Annotated in this window: 16 protein-coding genes; 5 read left to right on the top strand and 11 right to left on the bottom strand. The window is 68.2% G+C overall.

The window, feature by feature from the left end; translation table 11 throughout:
* Nucleotides 1-85: 85 nt before the first annotated feature.
* Both HNP48_RS04315 and dacB read right to left on the bottom strand, forming a co-directional pair.
* Nucleotides 86-1,390, bottom strand: a complete 1,305-nt coding sequence (locus tag HNP48_RS04315) for a lipase family protein (protein WP_184855592.1) — start codon at nt 1,388-1,390, stop codon at nt 86-88.
* A 131-nt stretch (nt 1,391-1,521) separates the two neighbouring features.
* Nucleotides 1,522-2,982 (bottom strand): D-alanyl-D-alanine carboxypeptidase/D-alanyl-D-alanine-endopeptidase, encoded by a 1,461-nt coding sequence (gene dacB, locus HNP48_RS04310; RefSeq protein ID WP_184855591.1) that lies wholly within the window; start codon nt 2,980-2,982, stop codon nt 1,522-1,524.
* 60 nt (nt 2,983-3,042) lie between these two features.
* Between dacB and HNP48_RS04305 the strand changes: the two genes are divergently transcribed.
* The 5 genes from HNP48_RS04305 (at nt 3,043) to corA (ending at nt 7,255) form a co-directional block, all read left to right on the top strand.
* Nucleotides 3,043-4,035: a DMT family transporter gene (locus HNP48_RS04305; protein ID WP_184855590.1), complete on the top strand. Its 993-nt coding sequence runs from the start codon at nt 3,043-3,045 to the stop codon at nt 4,033-4,035.
* A 23-nt stretch (nt 4,036-4,058) separates the two neighbouring features.
* The gene (gene tsaB / locus HNP48_RS04300; RefSeq protein ID WP_184855589.1) at nt 4,059-4,778 is read left to right on the top strand and encodes a tRNA (adenosine(37)-N6)-threonylcarbamoyltransferase complex dimerization subunit type 1 TsaB; all 720 of its coding nucleotides are present in this window, start codon (nt 4,059-4,061) and stop codon (nt 4,776-4,778) included.
* A 16-nt stretch (nt 4,779-4,794) separates the two neighbouring features.
* Entirely contained in the window at nt 4,795-5,274 is a 480-nt protein-coding gene (gene rimI, locus HNP48_RS04295) for a ribosomal protein S18-alanine N-acetyltransferase (RefSeq protein ID WP_184855588.1), read from the top strand.
* Between the two features lie 16 nt (nt 5,275-5,290).
* Nucleotides 5,291-6,079, top strand: coding sequence for a uracil-DNA glycosylase family protein (locus HNP48_RS04290; RefSeq protein WP_184855587.1), 789 nt, complete (start codon nt 5,291-5,293; stop codon nt 6,077-6,079).
* Between the two features lie 189 nt (nt 6,080-6,268).
* A complete protein-coding gene (gene corA, locus HNP48_RS04285) occupies nt 6,269-7,255 on the top strand; it encodes a magnesium/cobalt transporter CorA (protein WP_184855586.1) in 987 nt (328 codons plus the stop codon).
* Between the two features lie 192 nt (nt 7,256-7,447).
* Here corA and HNP48_RS04280 read toward each other — a convergent pair whose 3' ends face one another.
* The 9 genes from HNP48_RS04280 to HNP48_RS04240 all read right to left on the bottom strand — a co-directional run bounded on the left by HNP48_RS04280 (nt 7,448) and on the right by HNP48_RS04240 (nt 17,027).
* Nucleotides 7,448-8,191 carry a 5'-methylthioadenosine/adenosylhomocysteine nucleosidase gene (locus tag HNP48_RS04280; RefSeq protein ID WP_184855585.1) on the bottom strand — a complete coding sequence of 248 codons (744 nt, stop codon included), beginning with the start codon at nt 8,189-8,191 and terminating at the stop codon, nt 7,448-7,450.
* Nucleotides 8,192-8,275: 84 nt separating this feature from the next.
* On the bottom strand, nt 8,276-9,955 hold the full coding sequence (locus HNP48_RS04275; protein ID WP_184855584.1) for a long-chain-fatty-acid--CoA ligase: 1,680 nt from the start codon (nt 9,953-9,955) through the stop codon (nt 8,276-8,278).
* A gap of 156 nt (nt 9,956-10,111) precedes the next feature.
* Nucleotides 10,112-11,536, bottom strand: a complete 1,425-nt coding sequence (locus HNP48_RS04270) for an NAD(P)(+) transhydrogenase (Re/Si-specific) subunit beta (protein WP_184855583.1) — start codon at nt 11,534-11,536, stop codon at nt 10,112-10,114.
* The gene (locus HNP48_RS04265; protein WP_184855582.1) at nt 11,533-11,859 is read right to left on the bottom strand and encodes an NAD(P) transhydrogenase subunit alpha; all 327 of its coding nucleotides are present in this window, start codon (nt 11,857-11,859) and stop codon (nt 11,533-11,535) included. The genes HNP48_RS04270 and HNP48_RS04265 overlap by 4 nt, the downstream gene beginning before the upstream one ends.
* A 30-nt stretch (nt 11,860-11,889) precedes the next feature.
* A complete protein-coding gene (locus HNP48_RS04260; RefSeq protein WP_184855581.1) occupies nt 11,890-12,435 on the bottom strand; it encodes a phenylacetic acid degradation protein in 546 nt (181 codons plus the stop codon).
* Between the two features lie 34 nt (nt 12,436-12,469).
* Nucleotides 12,470-13,183: a hypothetical protein gene (locus HNP48_RS04255; protein ID WP_184855580.1), complete on the bottom strand. Its 714-nt coding sequence runs from the start codon at nt 13,181-13,183 to the stop codon at nt 12,470-12,472.
* The gene (locus HNP48_RS04250) at nt 13,180-14,295 is read right to left on the bottom strand and encodes a Re/Si-specific NAD(P)(+) transhydrogenase subunit alpha (RefSeq protein ID WP_184855579.1); all 1,116 of its coding nucleotides are present in this window, start codon (nt 14,293-14,295) and stop codon (nt 13,180-13,182) included. The genes HNP48_RS04255 and HNP48_RS04250 overlap by 4 nt, the downstream gene beginning before the upstream one ends.
* Nucleotides 14,296-14,493: 198 nt before the next feature.
* Nucleotides 14,494-15,558: a class II fructose-bisphosphate aldolase gene (fba, locus tag HNP48_RS04245; RefSeq protein WP_184855578.1), complete on the bottom strand. Its 1,065-nt coding sequence runs from the start codon at nt 15,556-15,558 to the stop codon at nt 14,494-14,496.
* Nucleotides 15,559-15,647: 89 nt separating this feature from the next.
* Complete coding sequence (locus HNP48_RS04240; RefSeq protein ID WP_184855685.1) at nt 15,648-17,027, bottom strand: histidine kinase dimerization/phospho-acceptor domain-containing protein; 1,380 nt, start codon at nt 17,025-17,027, stop codon at nt 15,648-15,650.
* Nucleotide 17,028 lies beyond the last annotated feature (1 nt).

The following is a 17,028-nucleotide window of genomic DNA, read 5'->3' as shown; positions in this document are numbered from 1 at the left end:
CCATGCCCGCCCGGGAAACTACCGAGCGGCACACCATGAAAAAAGCCGACCCGCAGGTCGGCTTCTGAGAGGCGAGGTGAATCGCTTACTTCACGATGACGTCGAAGACGGCACGCGCCTGGGCATGGCAGAACGGCGGCTCATAGGTGCCGTGGTAGGCGCCGTAGTAGGTGGCGAAGGCTGCAGATGCCGGGTCGGTGGGCGCAACGCCACCGGGGCCGAAGGTGGCCTGGATGGCGCCGTCCACGTCCACCGAGACCACGTTGGTCACGCCCCGGGCGTCGAAGTCGGCCTTCATCACGTTCTGGTGCACGGCGGGCGGCACCGTGGGGTCGCCCGAGCCGCCACACAGCAGCACGCGCGACTTGGGTGTCCAGCCCAGGATGTCGTTCTTTTGCGCGGCCAGGTAGAGCGGATCGTTCGGGTTGGTCTGGCTGCTGGCGATGAAGGCCGGCTGGAACAGCGCATCGCGCGCCTGGTTGGGCGTGCCGCCCGGCAGCGTGCCCGAGGTCACCAGCGTGGTGTAGGTCATCGTCGGGTTGGGCAGCAGGGTCTCGATGTAGTTCGAGTACGGGGCCTTGAAGGCCTGCTTCACATCGCTGTAGATGGTGCCGTAGACCTTCTGCCAGGATGTCACGAGGTAAGGCACGAAGAACTGCACGCCGGCGATCGCGTCGGGGATGCGCAGCGATCCAGACAGGTTGTAGGGTCCTGCCAGGTGGGCGCCGGCCGCCACGTCGAATTCATTGCCGTAGTCGCGCTCGGCGGAGCGGTGCGCGGCCATGGATGCATGCCCGCCTTGCGAGTAACCGGTGAACAGGATGCGGCCCGACAGGTTGGCCCCCACCGAACTGGCGGCCTTGCGCGCAGCACGCACCGAGTCGATCACCGAGGTGGCTTCCGAATCCGCATGCAGGTAGGGGTGGTAGCTGTAGGCCGACTTGGCGAAACCCAGGTAGTCGGTGGCGACCACGGAGTACCCCTGCGAGGCGTACATCGCGGCCAGCAGGAAGGTCTCGCTGTCCTGCGGGTTGGCCAGGGTGCGCGGCTTTTGCACGTCGGTGCCCTTGGCGTAGGCCAGCAGAGCGGTCTTTTCGGTGCTGCAGGTGCCAGCGGGCACCAGCATCACACCGGACACGTTCGTGAGTTCGCCCGCCTTTGCTCCTGCCGTGTAGTAGTTGAGTGCCACGACCTTCACATCGCACCGTGCCTTGCCGGCGAGGGTGCGCAGGCCGCTGGCGGTGGTGCCCGCGTCGATCTGCGCGGTGGTCAGCGTGGCCAGGATGTTGGGAGGATCCATCAGATCCCCACGCGAAGGATCCTCGGATCCGCCGCAGGCGGCCAGCAGGGCCGCGACGGCGGCGATACAGCTCAGGCGAAAGTACTTCATGGGCTCAATCCTCTCTCTATGTATGACCGGTCGATGGTAACGCCGCATCGTGCGCGCACCGGCACGGGCGTTGCCATTAGGGTTTACGAGAGCGTGTGGACGCCTGGGCGACAGGGCCGCGCCCGCACCACCTACTGGTCGCGCGCGGCCCAATCGGTCAGTGCGTCGAGCACCGGGCGGGCGGCCCCGGCATTGGCGTGGTTGACCATGGCCACCAGCACATAGCGCCGGCCGCTGGCGCCGTGCACATAGCCGGCCACTGCCATCACGTCGCGCAGGCTGCCGGTCTTGAGGTGGGCCGCGCCCCGGGCCTGGCTGCGGCGCAGCGTGCCGTCGACACCGGCGATGGGCAGGGAAGACACCAGCTCGGGCATCACCGGCGACGCCCAGGCCGACTGCAGCATGCGCGCCAGGCCCTGGGCCGTGATGCGTGCATCGCGGGAGAGGCCCGCACCATTGTCGGCCACGGGCTGGTCGGCATCGCCAAAGCGCAGCTGCCACCAGCGGCGCAGCGCCTCGCGCGCACCCTCGAAGGTGGCCGCCGCCCCCTTGTTCCCCAGCGCCAGCGTCAGGAACACCTGTTGCGCCATGACGTTGTTGCTGTACTTGTTGACATCGCGCACCACCTCGGCGAGCGCGGGCGACGTGGCCACGAAAGCCGGCTTGAGGCCGGCCGGGACCTTGCCGTCGCGCACGCTGCCCGTGAGCTTGCCGCCAAGCTCGCGCCACATGCCCTCCACGGCGCGCGCGGCAAAGCCGCGCGGATCGGCCGGGGCCATGGGCCAGACGCGCTCGCCGCAGCTGGACGGGTACACGCCCTGGAACGCGATGCGCGCGGGGTCGGACAGCTCCGCCTTCAAGGCACCGCGCCAGTCGCCGCATTCCGCGCCCGGAGCGGCCAGTGCCACGGAAGCCTGGCGCTGCACACCGGCCATCGGCGGGTCGTACTGGATGCGCGCCAGGCCGGCGGCAGCGTCGGGCACAAAGGTCATCACCTGGGACTTGTAGTTCACCAGCAAGGCATCGGGCGAGGCGTTGTAGGGCCGCAGGGGTTCGTTGTCGAAGCTGCCGGGGTCCTGCTCGGGCACGTCGAAGGCCGTGCGGTCGAGCACGATGTCGCCCACGATGACCTGGATGCCCTGGGCCTGCAGGCGGCGCAGCAGCAGCCACAGCCGCTCCATCACCAGCTTGGGATCGCCCTGACCCTGGATGTAGACATTGCCGCGCAGGCTGCCGTCCTGTACGGAGCCCTGCACGTAGACCGGGGTGTTCCAGGTGTAGGCCGGACCGAGCTGGTCGAGCGCAGCGTAGGTGGTGACCAGCTTCATCACCGAGGCCGGGTTCATGGGCACCTGGGCACGGTGCGCCAGGCGCGGCGCCTGGCGTGCGCCGCCCTGGGCATCGACCACCAGCACCGAGAGCGCCTCGCGCGGCAGGCGGGTGCGGGACAGCGCGGCCTCCACCTCGGGCGGCAGCGGCGAAGGGGCGGGCGCCTGGGCATGGGCGGCGGGAACCACCATGCTCCACAGCAGCGTGGCCAAGGGCACCCAGGAGGGCAGGGACAAGCGGGGCAGAAGACGAACGGACAGCATGGGCAGGGAGTCTATCGCCCGCCACCGGCACGGCCGGCCCGGCCCGCGGATAATCCCCGGATGCGCTTTTCTCCCCGTGCCACGGGCCTGCTGGCGGCCCTGGTGACCGTCACCATCTGGACCAGTTTCATCGTGATCGCCCGCGCCTCGGCACAGCGCAGCCTTGCGCCGCTGGACATCTCGCTGCTGCGCATCGTCGGTGCCAGCCTGGTGCTGCTGCCCTGGGGCTGGTGGCTGGTGCGCCGCCGGCGGGCGCAGATGGGAGCCAGCGCCCCGGCTTCCAGCCTGGGCGGCGTCTCGCCGCTGCCGCTGTCCACCACCGCATTGCTGGGTATCTTCGGCGGGGTGCTGTACGCCGTGCTGGCCTACGCCGGCTTCTTCCACGCCCCGGCGACCCACGCCGCCGTGCTCATGCCCGGCAGCCTGCCGCTGTGGACGGCCCTGCTGGCCGTGGTGGTGCTGCGCGACCGCATCACGCCCCTGCGCGCTCTGGGCCTGGCACTCATCGTGGCTGGCGACCTGCTGGTGGGCGGTCGCAGCCTGCTGGCGGGCTTTGCCGGCGGGGACGTGTGGAAAGGCGACCTGCTGTTCATGCTGGCAGCCGCATGCTGGGCCAGCTACAGTGTTCAGGCGCGGCGCCTCGCCGTGGATGCGGTGCAGGCCACCATCGCCATCACCGCCTTCGCGCTGTTGGTGTACGTGCCCGTCTGGGGCGTGCTGGTGGCACTGGGCACGGTCACCAGCCACCTGCGCCAGGCCCCCTGGAGCGAGATCCTGTTCCAGCTGGTGTTCCAGGGCGGGGGCTCGGTGGTGGTGTCCGGCATCGCCTTCACGCGCATGATCCAGCACTACGGCCCCGTGCGCAGCACCATGATCACCGCCCTGGTGCCGGGGCTGTCGGCCGTCGGCGCTGTGCTGTTTCTGGGTGAGCCCATGCACTGGAACCTGGGCGCGGGCCTGGCGCTCGTGACCACGGGTATCCTGCTGGGCGTGCTGCGCCAAAGCCCTGCGCCCGCCCCCTTGCCTGCCGCGCCCGGAAACTCCGCAGCCTGATGCTGCCCCTGTCTGCCCCTGCCATGAACCTGCTAGCCTTCGATACGAGTACCGACACCCTGTCCATTGCCGTGCGGCACGGGGATCTGGTGCGCGAACACACGGGCCCGGGCGGTGCGCAGGCCTCGGCCACGCTGCTCCCGACCATCCACCGCCTGCTGGCCGAGGCCGGCCTGTCGTTCGCCACGCTGGACGCGATTGTCTTTGGCCGCGGTCCGGGCTCTTTCACGGGCCTGCGCACGGCCTGCGCCGTGGCCCAGGGCCTGGCCTTTGGCGCGCGCAACGGCGCGGGGGTGCCGGTGCTGCCGGTGGACACGCTGCTGGCCGTGGCCGAGGAGGCGCGCCTGCAGCACGGCTGCACGCAGGTGGTGGCTGTGCTCGATGCGCGCATGGACGAGGTCTACAGTGCGCGTTGCACATGGCTCCCCGCGGAGGGCCGCTGGCAGGCCGATGCCGACTTCGGCCTGGGCGCCCCCGAAACGGTGGAGGTGCCCGACGGCTGGAGCGTGGCCGGCAATGCGCAAGCGCCTTACGGCGAGCGCCTGGCACCCCAGGCCGTGCACCTGCGCGCGCTGCCCACGGCCACTGCATTGCTGCGCCTGGCGCCAGCCCTGCTGGCCGCCGGCAACGCCGTGCCGGCCAGCGATGCGCTGCCGCGCTATATCCGCGATAAAGTGGCGAAGACCACCGCCGAACGGGAGGCCTTGCGCGCCGCCCAGCCGGCCACGCCCACCCCACCCTGAACCAACCGCCCCCGCCATGAGCGCCGTACCCACCCCTTCCGCCGACGCCCCCGAGGTGCGCCTGGAAACCCTCACGCTGGCACAGCTCGACGCGGTGCTGGAGGTGGAGCAGCGCGCCTACACCCACCCCTGGACGCGCGGCAACTTCATCGACGCCATGGCCTCGCGCTACGAGTGCCGGCTGCTCATGGGCGGAGACCGCCTGCTGGGCTACTTCGTGGCCATGATGGGGGTGGACGAGGTGCATTTGCTGAACCTCACGGTCACCCCGGAGTTCCAGCGCCAGGGCTGGGCCCGCGTGCTCCTGGATGCACTGGCCCTGTGGTCGCGCGGCAAGGGCGCCCAGTGGCTGTGGCTGGAGGTGCGCATGAGCAACCTGCGCGCCCAGCACATCTACGAGACCCATGGCTTTCGCCGCGTGGGCGAGCGCAAGCGCTACTACCCCGCCCACCATGGCCAGCGCGAGGACGCGATGGTCATGAGCCTGCCCCTGTGAGAATTTGCCCGTTCCTATGAGCCTTTCCCTCGATGCGCGCCAGCGCGCCATGCTGCAGGAAATGGGGGTGACCGTCTGGGCCCCCGCCGAGGCAGCCGCTGCGGTGCCCGCCGCGGCCCCACCCGCCCGCAGCGCCAGCGCGCCCGAGGGCGCGGCGAAGGCCGTGCCGTCCCCGGTGGCAGCTGCCCCCGTACCCGCCGCCCAGCCCCCCAGGACCAGCCCCCCCGCACCAGTCGCGCAGCGCGCTCCAGCGCCGGCTCCAGCCAGCACGCCGGCCGCCATGGCCGCCGGATCGGTCGCCGCAGGCTCGCTGTCCCTGCATGCGCCCCGGGCGCTGTACCCCACGGCCGACCCGGCGCGCACGCCCGCCGGCCTGGGCAGCGGCTGGCTGATCGTGGCCGAAGTCCCCGACCCCGCCGAACCGTTGGCGGGCGATGCCGGCAAGCTGCTGGACAACATGCTGCGCGCCATGCAACTGCACCGCCACCCCCGGGTGTTCCTCGCGGCACTGGAGCGCACGGCCCCCGGCGGCAGCGATGCCGACGTCGCAGGGCAACTGACCCAGGCCGTCGCCATGCTGCAACCGGCCATGGTGCTTGTGCTGGGCCACGTGGCCGCCCGGGCCGCCCTGGCCAGCACCGAACCGCTGGGCCGCCTGCGCGCAGGCCCCCACACCCTGGCGGGCTGCCCGGCCGTTGTCACCTATGACCCCGCGTTCCTGCTGCGTTCGCAGGACAACAAGGCCGCCGCCTGGGCCGACCTGTGCCGGGCACTGGCCACCGTGCGGGCGGCGACCACCGCTTGAACTTCCCAGCGCCAGCGCAGTCACAGACAGGCCGCGTGCCCGGTGCGATAATCCGGCGCTTGCATTTTTAACGGAGAAAGCTCCTTGGAAACCTACCCGAGTTGGTAGCTTTCAGCTCCCCGGCCTGCCGTGGGGTTGAAAGCAACCCATGACCCCCACCGCAGACGCCAATCACAAGGGAGTGAGCCCATGCTCAACATCTTTACGCTCGCCAATGGCCGCCTGTTCCAGGAAGAAATCGAATCCCTGGAAGAGCTCGCCAAGTTCCAGCCGATCTGGGTGGACCTGGAAGCCCCCACGCTCGAAGAAAAGCGCTGGATCAAGCAGCACTATGGCCTGTCCATCCCCGAGGATGCGATGGACGAGGACATCGAGGAATCCGCCCGCTTCTACGAAGAAGACAACGGCGAGCTGCACATCCGCAGCGACTTCCTGATCGATGATGACGAGAACCCGCGCTCGGTGCGCGTGGCCTTCATCCTGAACCAGCACAACGCCAACCTCAAGAGCCGGGGCGTGCTGTTCTCCATCCACGACGAGGATGTGCCCGTCTTTCGCCTGCTGCGCATGCGTGCGCGGCGTGCACCCGGCCTCATCGAGGACGCCAAGGAGGTGCTGCTCAAGCTGTTCGACGCGGACGCCGAGTACTCGGCCGACACGCTGGAGAACATCTACGACGAGCTCGAAGCCGTGAGCAAGCAGGTGCTGGCCGGCGACGTGACCGACGCCCGTGCCGGCGAGGTGCTGGCCGCCATCGCACGCCAGGAAGACTTGAATGGCCGCATCCGCCGCAACGTCATGGACACGCGCCGCGCGGTGAGCTTCATGATGCGCAGCAAGATGCTCAACTCCGAGCAGTTCGAGGAGGCGCGCCAGATCCTGCGCGACATCGAGTCGCTGGACAACCACACGGCCTTCCTGTTCGACAAGATCAACTTCTTGATGGACGCGACGGTCGGTTTCATCAACATCAACCAGAACAAGATCATCAAGATCTTCTCGGTGGCCAGCGTGGCCCTGCTGCCACCCACGCTGATCGCCAGCGTGTACGGCATGAACTTCGAGTTCATGCCCGAACTCAAGTGGACCTACGGTTATGCCTACGGCATTGCGCTGATGGTGGCGAGCGCGCTCGGGCCGATGTGGTACTTCCGCAAGCGGGGCTGGTTGAAATAGGCTCCCCCCTGTGGCGCTGCGCGCCTTCCCCCCTGAGGGGGGACGCCACCCCTGGACCGGCAAAGCCGGATCCACGGTGGCGCTGGTAGGTGCACGTCAGGCGCTTCGCGCCTTCGTGCAATAGGGCGGGGTTTTTCGAAACGCCTGCGCCATGTAGCTACTCATGGAACCGTGAGCCCTTGTGCTGAAGGGTCACAGCGCTCGCATCAGGGCTAGCACCATGTGCTCGGCGTAGCGGCTGGCGACGGTCTGGATGAAGACGGGGAAGTCGACGTGGGCGGTGTCGTCGGCGCGGTCGGAGATGGTGCGGATGGCGGCGAAGGGGACGCTGTAGTCCAGGCAGACCTGGGCCACCGCGGCGCCTTCCATTTCGACGGCCAGCACGGCGTGGCCGGCTGCACCGAGGGACTCGCGCAGTCGCAGGGCCTCCTGAGCGCCTGATACGAAACGGTCGCCGCTGGCCACGAGGCCCTGGTGCACGCGGTGGACGCCGTCCTCCAGTTCGGGCAGCCGGTCCGCGCCGGACAGGCAGTGGCGGGCCGCGTCCTGCAGCAGGGCAGACAGGCGCGCGTCGCAGTCGAAACGCGTGCGCGCATAGCCGGGCACCTCCCAGCGCGGGAACAGGGGGGAAGCGTCCATGTCGTGCTGCAGAAAGCTCTCTGCCACCACGACGTCGCCCACGCCGACGCCCTCGCCCAGACCCCCGGCCACGCCGGTGAACACGATGCGTGCCACACCGAAATGCTCGATGAGCGCCGTGGCCGTGGTGGCAGCCGCCACCTTGCCAATGCCCGAAAGCGCCAGCAGCACGGGGCGAGCGCACAGCTCGCCTTTCCAGAAAGAGCGGCCCGCATGGGTGAGGCGCTGGGCGCGCTCGAGCCGGGCAATGAGGCTGGCCTGCTCTTCGGGCAGAGCGCTGAGGATGGCGGTGGTCATGGAACGGGGTGGAAAGACGTGGCACGCATGGCCGGGATTATTCCAGCCCTGCGCGCCCGCCGCCCCCGCTTGTTTGCCTGTCGTTTACTTCTTGTCGCGCAGTTCGCGGCGCAGGATCTTGCCCACCGGGGTCTTGGGCAGCTCGGTGCGGAACTCGATCACGCGCGGCTGCTTGTAGCCAGTGAGGTTGGCCTTGCAGAACTCCTTGACCTGGGCTTCGGTGAGGGCCGGGTCCTTCTTCACGATGACCAGCTTGACGGCCTCGCCAGTCTTCTCGTCGGGCACGCCGACCACCGCGCATTCGAGCACGCCAGGGCAGTTGGCAACCACTTCCTCGACCTCGTTGGGGTAGACGTTGAAGCCGCTGACCAGCACCATGTCCTTCTTGCGGTCCACGATCTTGAAGAAGCCGCGCTCGTCCATGATGCCGATGTCGCCGGACTTGAAGTAGCCGTCCTCGGTCATGACCTTGGCGGTCTCGTCGGGGCGCTGCCAGTAGCCAGCCATGACCTGCGGGCCCTTGATCGCGATCTCGCCCGGCTGGCCCAAGGTGGTGACCTCGTGGCCTTCGTCGTCCAGCAGCTTCATCGTCGTGCCGGGAATCGGCACACCGATGGTGCCGGTGTATTCCTTGGCCGTCACGGGGTTGCAGCTGGCCGAGGGGCTGGTCTCCGACAGGCCATAGCCTTCGCAGATGGGGCAGCCGGTCTTCTCCAGCCAGAGCTTGGCCACGGCGCCCTGCACGGCCATGCCGCCACCCACCGAGACCTTGAGGTTCTTCCAGTTGACGGTGTTGAAGTCGGGGTGGTTGGCCAGTCCATTGAACAGCGTGTTCACGGCCGGGAAGCTGTGGAAGGTGTGCTTGGACAGCTCCTTGAGCACCGCGGGCAGGTCGCGCGGGTTCGGGATCAGGATGGTCTTGCCGCCCGTGCGCATGGACAGCATCATGTTCACGGTGAACGCGAAGATGTGGTACAGCGGCAGCGCGCAGACGCTGGTGGGCTGCTCGCCGGCAGGCACCTTGGCCATCACGGGCGCGTTCCAGGCCTCCGACTGCAGCACGTTGGCGAGCACATTGCGGTGCAGCAGCACCGCCCCCTTGCTCACGCCGGTGGTGCCGCCGGTGTACTGCAGCAGGGCGATGTCATCGGGGCGGATGTCGGGCTTCTTGAAGCTGCCGCGCGTGCCGCGGGCGATCGCGTCGTTGAAGCGCACGGCGCCGGGCAGGTCGTAGGCGGGCACCATCTTCTTGACGTTGCGCACCACGTAGTTCACCAGCGTGCCCTTGAGCAAGCCCAGCTGGTCGCCCATGGCGGCCAGCACCACGTGCTTGACGGGCGTGTTGGCGATGCACTGCTGCAGCGTGGTGGCGAAGTTCTCGATGATGACGATGGCCTTGGCGCCCGAGTCCTTGAGCTGGTGCTCGAGTTCGCGCGGGGTGTACAGCGGGTTCACGTTGACCACGACGAAGCCGGCGCGCAGGATGCCGGCCACGGCCACGGGGTACTGCGGCACGTTGGGCATCATGATGGCCACGCGGTCGCCCTTGACCAGGCCCAGGCCCTGCAGGTAGGCGGCGAAGGCAGCGCTCAGCGAATCGGTCTGGCCGTAGCTCACGTCCTTGCCCATGAAGCTGTAGGCCACGCGGCTGGCGTACTTGCTGAACGCCTCGTCCATCAGCGCCACCAGCGAGGGGTACTGCGAGGTATCGATATCTGCGGGAACACCTTGCGGATAGGCGGCCAGCCAGGGACGGTCGGTCATGGTACGTGTCTCTCCAAACTTCTGATTGCGATGGAACCCCGGCATTGTCCCTGCCGGTGGTGGCTCCGTGGGTGCTTAGTTTCCCCTAGGCGACAGGGCTTTTCGCCGTAGCGCCCGAAGGGTCTTTCGCCGTGGGAAATGGCCTGTTCGGCGGGCCTACTCGATGGCCTTGCCGATGTCCTCGACGACCTTCTTGGCATCGCCGAAAACCATCATGGTCTTGTCCATGTAGAACAGCTCGTTGTCCAGGCCGGCGTAGCCCGCCGCCATGGAGCGCTTGTTGACGATCACGGTCTTGGCCTTGTAGGCCTCCAGGATGGGCATGCCGTAGATCGGGCTGCCCTTGGTGTGCGCGGCGGGGTTCACCACGTCGTTGGCACCCAGGATGATGGCCACGTCGGCCTGGCCGAACTCGCCGTTGATGTCTTCCATCTCGAACACCTGGTCGTAGGGCACCTCGGCCTCGGCCAGCAGCACGTTCATGTGGCCGGGCATGCGCCCCGCCACCGGGTGGATGGCGTACTTCACGGTCACGCCCTTCTCGGTGAGCTTGGCCGCCAGTTCCTTGACGGCATGCTGGGCACGCGCCACGGCCAGGCCGTAGCCGGGCACGATGACCACGGTCTCGGCATTGCCCAGCACGAAGGCCGCGTCGTCCGAGCTGCCGCTCTTGACCGGGCGCTGCTCCTTGGCGCCCGAGGCGGCGCTGGTGGCATCGCCGCCGAAGCCGCCCAGGATCACGTTGAAGAACGAGCGGTTCATGGCCTTGCACATGATGTAGCTCAGGATCGCGCCCGAGCTGCCCACCAGCGAGCCGGCGATGATCAGCATCGAGTTGTTCAGCGAAAAGCCGATGCCTGCGGCCGCCCAGCCCGAGTAGCTGTTGAGCATGGAGACCACCACCGGCATGTCGGCACCGCCGATGGGGATGATGATGAGCACGCCGAGGATGAAGCCCAGCGCGATCACCAGCACGATGTCGATCCAGCTTTGCGAGTGCCAGAAGCCGAAGCAGAAGAACAGCACGGCCAGGCCCAGCACCAGGTTGAGCTTGTGCTGGCCTGCGAACTGCACGGGCGCGCCCTGGAACAGGCGGAACTTGTACTTGCCCGAGAGCTTGCCAAAGGCGATCACCGAGCCGCTGAAGGTCACCGCACCGATGAAGGCGCCGAGCGCCAGCTCGATGCGGTTGCCGCCGGGGATGGGGGCATCCTTGGGCACGATGGCAAAAGCCCAGGGCTCGGCCACCACGGCCACGGCGATGCACACGGCGGCCAGGCCGATCATGCTGTGCATGAAGGCCACGAGCTCGGGCATCTTGGTCATCTCGACCCGGTTGGCCATGATGGCGCCGGCCGCACCGCCGACCACCAGGGCACCCAGCACATAGACCATGCCCTGTGCCTTGCCGCCCGAGAGCTCGACGATGAGCGCCGCCGTGGTGAGCACGGCAATCGCCATGCCCGTCATGCCGAAGATGTTGCCGCGGATCGATGTCGTGGGGTGCGAGAGCCCCTTGAGCGCCTGGATGAAGCAGACGCTGGCCACCAGGTACAGCAGCGTGACGAGGTTCATGCTCATGCCTGGCCTCCTTCGGCCTTGGGCGCCGCCTTCTTGTCCTTCTTCTTGAACATCTCGAGCATGCGGCGCGTCACGAGGAAGCCGCCGAACACGTTGACCGCGGCCAGCGCCACGGCCACTGCGCCCATGCTCTTGCCCAGGGTGGTCTCGGTCAACGCGGCAGCCAGCATGGCCCCCACGATGACGATGGCGGAAATCGCGTTGGTCACCGCCATCAGCGGCGTGTGCAGTGCGGGGGTCACCGTCCAGACCACGTGGTAGCCCACATAGATGGCCAGCACGAAGATGATGAGGTTGATGAGGGTGGGAGAGACGGCATCCATGGAAATGTGTCCTTCTTCAATCAATGGGCGTTAGCTTGCGGCCGACCAGGGGCCTTTGGCGGCGTTCTTCTTGGCGAAATAGGCATCCACAGCGTCGATCAGCTGTTGCTGGGCCGCGTTGATGGGCGGCTCGATCAGAGCTGCCGATCGCATCACGGTCTTGAGCGTTTGCACGTGGTAATCGGTGAACTTGTCGGCACTGCGCGCGAGCACCTCGGGCAGCTCGCTGAGCGCCAGGGCGCGGTTGCGCAGCATGTGGGCGCTGGCCACCCAGAGGCTGCCGGCATCGCCTTCGGTCAGCGCCAGGTGTTCCTGCAGCAGCGCCTGCACCCCGGTCTTTTGCTGCACGGTGATGGCCCCCGTGGTCTGCACCGTGGCCAGGGCCAGCACGGCGACCACGTCCACCGGATGGTCAAGCGCGTACAGCGGTGGCGTCGTGACTTTTTTCTTCCAGGCGCGCCGGTGGAAGAAGGTCAGCGGGTTGAGCCAGCCCACATCGATGCCAAAGCGCCGCAGGGCCTCCATGGCCATGGTGAAGGTGATGACCAGGCCCAGGATTTGCAAAATGATCCCCATGTTCCGTGCCTCCCTTGGCGGTGTTGTTGTGCGTTTATTGCGGCAGTGCGGCGGGGAACGGCGGCACGGCCAGGAATCCATCCACCATGCCGACACTCACGCGCGCGGCCCGGGCCATCCGCTGGCTCCAGTCCTCGGCCGCCATACCGACGCGCAGGTAGTCGGCCGTGTTGCCAGCAGGAAGCTTCAGGAGGCGCAGGTCCACCAGGGCATCCACCTCGATGGAGGCACCGCCCTCAGTGGCATAGCGGTAATTCAGGTGCGAATGCGGCTGCGCGAGCGCCACGCCACGCTCCTGCACCCAGCGCACCAGGCCGGGGTGGGCCTTGTCCAGGAAGCGGTCGCTGGTGTGGGCCCAGCGCTTGAAGCGCAGGCAGTCCACGCGCAGGGGGCTGCCCGCGGCGGCGTCCCGGACCCACAGGCCCTGCTCTTCCGGGCAGGAGGCCGTCCACAGCGTGCGCTCGCGCGGATCGCTGCGCTGGTGGGACTGCACCAGCAGCACCGCCAGCACTTCATTGCGCGCGCCGCGCAGCACCGTGGCACGCGTCTGCAGGGGCACACTGGCCGGTGGCGGCAGCGCCGACAGGGTTTCGCTGAAACTGCCCAGGTCTTCCCAGGCGGGGGACGGCAGCACCACACGCGTGCGCCCGGCGCTGAACTCGGCCGGGCCGGCAGGCATGGGGGCACAGGCGGAGAGAACCGCCAGGGTCGCCGCAGCGGCCAGCAGGCGGGGCAGCAGCGGCCTCATGCGCGCTTCACCGTGCCTTCGTGGGCCATCAGGCAGGCCGCCACGATGTCGTCCTGCAGGTCCATGTGCAGGGCGCCTTCCTTGTTGACGATGAGCTTGAGGAAGTCGAGCACGTTGCGTGCATAGAGCGAGGAGGCATCGGCCGCCACCAGGGCCGGCAGGTTGGTCTCGCCCACCAGGGTCACGCCGTGCTTGACCACGGTCTGGCCGGGCTCCGTGAGCGGGCAGTTGCCACCCTGCGGGGCGGCAAGATCGACGATGACCGAGCCGGCCTTCATGGACCGGACCATCTCCTCGGTCACCAGCACCGGCGCCGGGCGGCCAGGAATCAGCGCCGTGGTGATGACCACGTCGGCCTGGGCCACGCGCTTGGCCACCTCGGCCTTCTGGCGGTCCAGCCAGCTTTGCGGCATGGGCCGGGCATAGCCGCCCACGCCTTCGGCGGCGTCCTTTTCTTCCTGGGTTTCGTAGGGCACGTCGATGAACTTGGCGCCCAGCGATTCGACCTGTTCCTTGACGCTGGGACGCACGTCCGACGCCTCGATCACGGCGCCCAGGCGCTTGGCCGTGGCAATCGCCTGCAGGCCGGCCACGCCCACGCCCAGGATCACCACGCGCGCGGCCTTCACGGTGCCGGCGGCCGTCATGAGCATGGGGAAGAAGCGCTGGTAGCGGTCGGCCGCGATCATCACGGCCTTGTAGCCAGCGATGTTGGCCTGGGAGGACAGCACGTCCATGCTCTGGGCCCGTGTGGTGCGCGGTGCCGCTTCGAGCGCATAGGCGGTGACACCGGCCGCGGCCAGGCGCTGCAGGCCGGCCGCGTCGAAGGGGTTGAGCATGCCGACCAGCGTGGCACCTGCGCGCAGGCGCGGGGTCTCGGCCTCGGAGGGGCAGCGCACCTTGAGCAGCAGGTCGGCGCCCCAGGCGCCAGCGGCATCGGTGATCTCGGCGCCCGCAGCCTCGTAGGCGGCATCGGTGACGCTGGCCGCCACCCCGGCGCCGGCCTCAATGCGCAGGGTATGGCCCTGGGCCTTGAGCTTCTTGACCGTCTCGGGGGTCACGGCAACCCGTGTCTCTCCTGCCATGGACTCTGCAGGCACACCAATCAGCATGTCGTCTCCTTGCTCAAGGTCGGTTGTAAGGTCAGTGAAATTACTTACTTGCTGACCGCGAGCTTACATGAAGAAACTTTGATGGCTGTCGCTTTCGCCTGATGTAGAGGCAGCTCCCCATCGCAAAGGAGACACTTCGGGCGCAAAAAAAGCCCGCCAGCGCAAGGCTGGCGGGCTTTTGGCGGGAGGGGCGCTTGCTCAGTGAACGACTTGTGCGAGCGTGCCTGCGGCGTATTGCTGGGCCACGTCCTTGAGGCTCAGGCCCTTGATCTTGCTGCCCTGGCCTTCGCAGCCGAATTCCAGGTAGCGGGCCTTGCAGACCTGCTTGGCGGCTTCGCGCGCGGGCTTGAGCCATTCGCGCGCGTCGAACTTGTCGGGGTTCTCGGCCAGGAACTTGCGCACCGCACCGGTCATGGCCAGGCGGATGTCGGTGTCGATGTTGATCTTGCGCACGCCGTACTTGATGGCTTCCTGGATCTCCTCGACGGGCACGCCGTAGGTTTCCTTCATCTTGCCGCCGTACTGGTTGATGATGGCCAGCAGTTCGGCCGGCACCGAGGAGGAACCGTGCATCACCAGATGGGTGTTGGGGATGCGCTGGTGGATTTCCTTGACGCGGCTGATCGCCAGGATGTCGCCCGTGGGCTTGCGGCTGAACTTGTAGGCGCCATGGCTGGTGCCGATGGCGATGGCCAGGGCGTCGAGCTGGGTTGCCTTGACGAACACGGCGGCCTCTTCGGGGTCGGTCAGCATCTGGCTGTGGTCCAGCTTGCCTTCTGCGCCGATGCCATCTTCCTCGCCGGCTTCACCGGTTTCCAGGTTGCCCAGGCAGCCGAGCTCACCCTCCACGGTGACGCCGACCTTGTGCGCCATTTCCACGACCTTGCGCGTCACGTCCACGTTGTACTCGAAGGAGGCGGGGGTCTTGCCGTCTTCCATCAGCGAGCCGTCCATCATCACCGAGCCGAAGCCCAGGTCGATGGCGCCCGAGCAGACCTTGGGCGAAGTGCCGTGGTCCTGGTGCATCACCAGCGGGATGTGGGGGAAGGCCTCGACGGCGGCCTGGATCAGGTGCTTGATGAAGGGCTCGCCAGCGTACTTGCGCGCGCCGGCGCTGGCCTGCAGGATCACTGGTGCGCCCACCTCGTCGGCAGCCGCCATCACGGCCTGGACCTGTTCCAGGTTGTTGACGTTGAAGGCAGGGATGCCGTAGCTGTTGGCTGCGGCGTGGTCGAGCAGTTCGCGCATCGAGACGAGGGGCATGGTCGTGAGGTCCGTACAGGGGTTGATGGGGTGCCGGGCGCCCGCAGGCAGGCGCAGCGCGGTCGGTAACCGCTTGGTAACCCGTGATTTTACCCGGCCGCCGCCAAGGGGGTTGCAGGAAATTCCAGCCGGTAGCAGGTGGTAAACGGCGCGGGGGCCGCCGCCGCCCCGAAACGGCCGCCATGGGCTTCGGCCACGCGGCGCACGATTTCATGCCCCAGGTGCAGGCTGTCCACCGGTGCCGGCGGGGCGTTGCCACCCGCATCGCGCCCGCCGTCGTCGCAGACCTGCAGCCAGGCCGCACCACCGTCGGCCCATCCCATCTGCACGGCGATGTGCGTGCCTTGCGAAGTGTGCTTGAGGGCGTTTTCCAGCAGGTTGCGCAGCGCCAGGTCCAGCAGCACGGCATGGCCCGCCATGGCCATCTGCTCGGGCCCGGCCAGCGCGATCTCGTCGCCGCGTTGCCAGGCGGCCTGGGCATAGTCGGCGCAGACCGCCCGGCCGATGGCCGCCAGGTCCAGCGGCGCCTTGGCCTCGTGCAGCTCGGCCCGGCTGGCACGCGCCAGGGCCAGCAACTGGTTGAGCACATGGCCGGCGCGCAGCGCGTCCTGGCCGATGCGCGCCACCGCCAGGGCCTGGGCCTCGGCGTCCAGCCCCTTGTCGAGCGCGCTGGCCTGCAGGGCGATCGAAGACAGGGGCGTGCGCAGCTCGTGCGCGACTTCGTTGGCCAGGCGGCGCTCGCGTGCCATGGCGGCCTGCTGGCGTTCCAGCAGGGTGTTGATCGATGCCACCACCGATTCGAACTCGCTCCAGGCGCGGCGGGCGCTCAAGCGCTCGGCGCTGACCGGATCAATCGCCGCCACATCGCGCGACAGTTCGTACAGGGGGCGCAGGCCCCGCCACAGCGCCAGGCCCAGTGCCAGGGCCACGACGGGCAGCAGCCACAGGCCGGGTTCGACCATCTGCTCGGCAATGTCCTCGGCCAGATCGTCGCGCTCATTGAGCTCCAGCAGCACGACCACCTTGCGGTCGCGGTCAGCCGACCATTGGGAAAAGCTGCGCCACACCACGGCATGGGGGCCCAGGGTCAGGTTGGAAAAACCCTCGGCGGCACTGAAGGCCGGCAGCGGCGCGCTGCCCGTGTGCGCCAGCAGGCGGCCCTGGGCATCCCACTGCACCACGCTCAGCGACTGCTGGTAGTCGTGCGCCTTGAGCCAGGGCATTGCCGCGCGCGGGGTGGTGTTCTCCACTGCCACCGACTCCGAGGCGCGCAGGTTGAGCAGCAGCGCGGCCACGCTGGCCAGGTGGCCATCGGTGAGTTCGTCGGCCTCATGGATGCCGGTCTGGTAGCCCAGGTAGACAAAGCTGGCCCAGACCAGGACCAGGGCCCCGAGCGACCACAGCAGCAACTGGCGCGTGAGCGAGGCGCCGCCGGCCACCCGCAGCAGGCGCCGGCCCCAGGCCTTCATC

It is taken from the genome of Acidovorax soli (assembly GCF_014207955.1).
GTDB lineage: Bacteria > Pseudomonadota > Gammaproteobacteria > Burkholderiales > Burkholderiaceae_C > Acidovorax > Acidovorax soli_A.
Note: the sequence above shows the minus strand (reverse complement) of the source record. Positions and strands in the feature narration are given on the sequence as shown.

Coding starts and splice junctions, on each gene's coding strand:
- HNP48_RS04280 (WP_184855585.1), bottom strand. CDS start 8,191: ATGACCACCGCCATCCTCAGCGCTCTGCCCGAAGAGCAGGCCAGCCTC.
- HNP48_RS04315 (WP_184855592.1), bottom strand. CDS start 1,390: ATGAAGTACTTTCGCCTGAGCTGTATCGCCGCCGTCGCGGCCCTGCTG.
- rimI (WP_184855588.1), top strand. CDS start 4,795: ATGAGCGCCGTACCCACCCCTTCCGCCGACGCCCCCGAGGTGCGCCTG.
- HNP48_RS04260 (WP_184855581.1), bottom strand. CDS start 12,435: ATGGGGATCATTTTGCAAATCCTGGGCCTGGTCATCACCTTCACCATG.
- corA (WP_184855586.1), top strand. CDS start 6,269: ATGCTCAACATCTTTACGCTCGCCAATGGCCGCCTGTTCCAGGAAGAA.
- HNP48_RS04240 (WP_184855685.1), bottom strand. CDS start 17,027: ATGAAGGCCTGGGGCCGGCGCCTGCTGCGGGTGGCCGGCGGCGCCTCG.
- HNP48_RS04250 (WP_184855579.1), bottom strand. CDS start 14,295: ATGCTGATTGGTGTGCCTGCAGAGTCCATGGCAGGAGAGACACGGGTT.
- HNP48_RS04270 (WP_184855583.1), bottom strand. CDS start 11,536: ATGAGCATGAACCTCGTCACGCTGCTGTACCTGGTGGCCAGCGTCTGC.
- fba (WP_184855578.1), bottom strand. CDS start 15,558: ATGCCCCTCGTCTCGATGCGCGAACTGCTCGACCACGCCGCAGCCAAC.
- tsaB (WP_184855589.1), top strand. CDS start 4,059: ATGAACCTGCTAGCCTTCGATACGAGTACCGACACCCTGTCCATTGCC.
- dacB (WP_184855591.1), bottom strand. CDS start 2,982: ATGCTGTCCGTTCGTCTTCTGCCCCGCTTGTCCCTGCCCTCCTGGGTG.
- HNP48_RS04305 (WP_184855590.1), top strand. CDS start 3,043: ATGCGCTTTTCTCCCCGTGCCACGGGCCTGCTGGCGGCCCTGGTGACC.
- HNP48_RS04255 (WP_184855580.1), bottom strand. CDS start 13,183: ATGAGGCCGCTGCTGCCCCGCCTGCTGGCCGCTGCGGCGACCCTGGCG.
- HNP48_RS04265 (WP_184855582.1), bottom strand. CDS start 11,859: ATGGATGCCGTCTCTCCCACCCTCATCAACCTCATCATCTTCGTGCTG.
- HNP48_RS04290 (WP_184855587.1), top strand. CDS start 5,291: ATGAGCCTTTCCCTCGATGCGCGCCAGCGCGCCATGCTGCAGGAAATG.
- HNP48_RS04275 (WP_184855584.1), bottom strand. CDS start 9,955: ATGACCGACCGTCCCTGGCTGGCCGCCTATCCGCAAGGTGTTCCCGCA.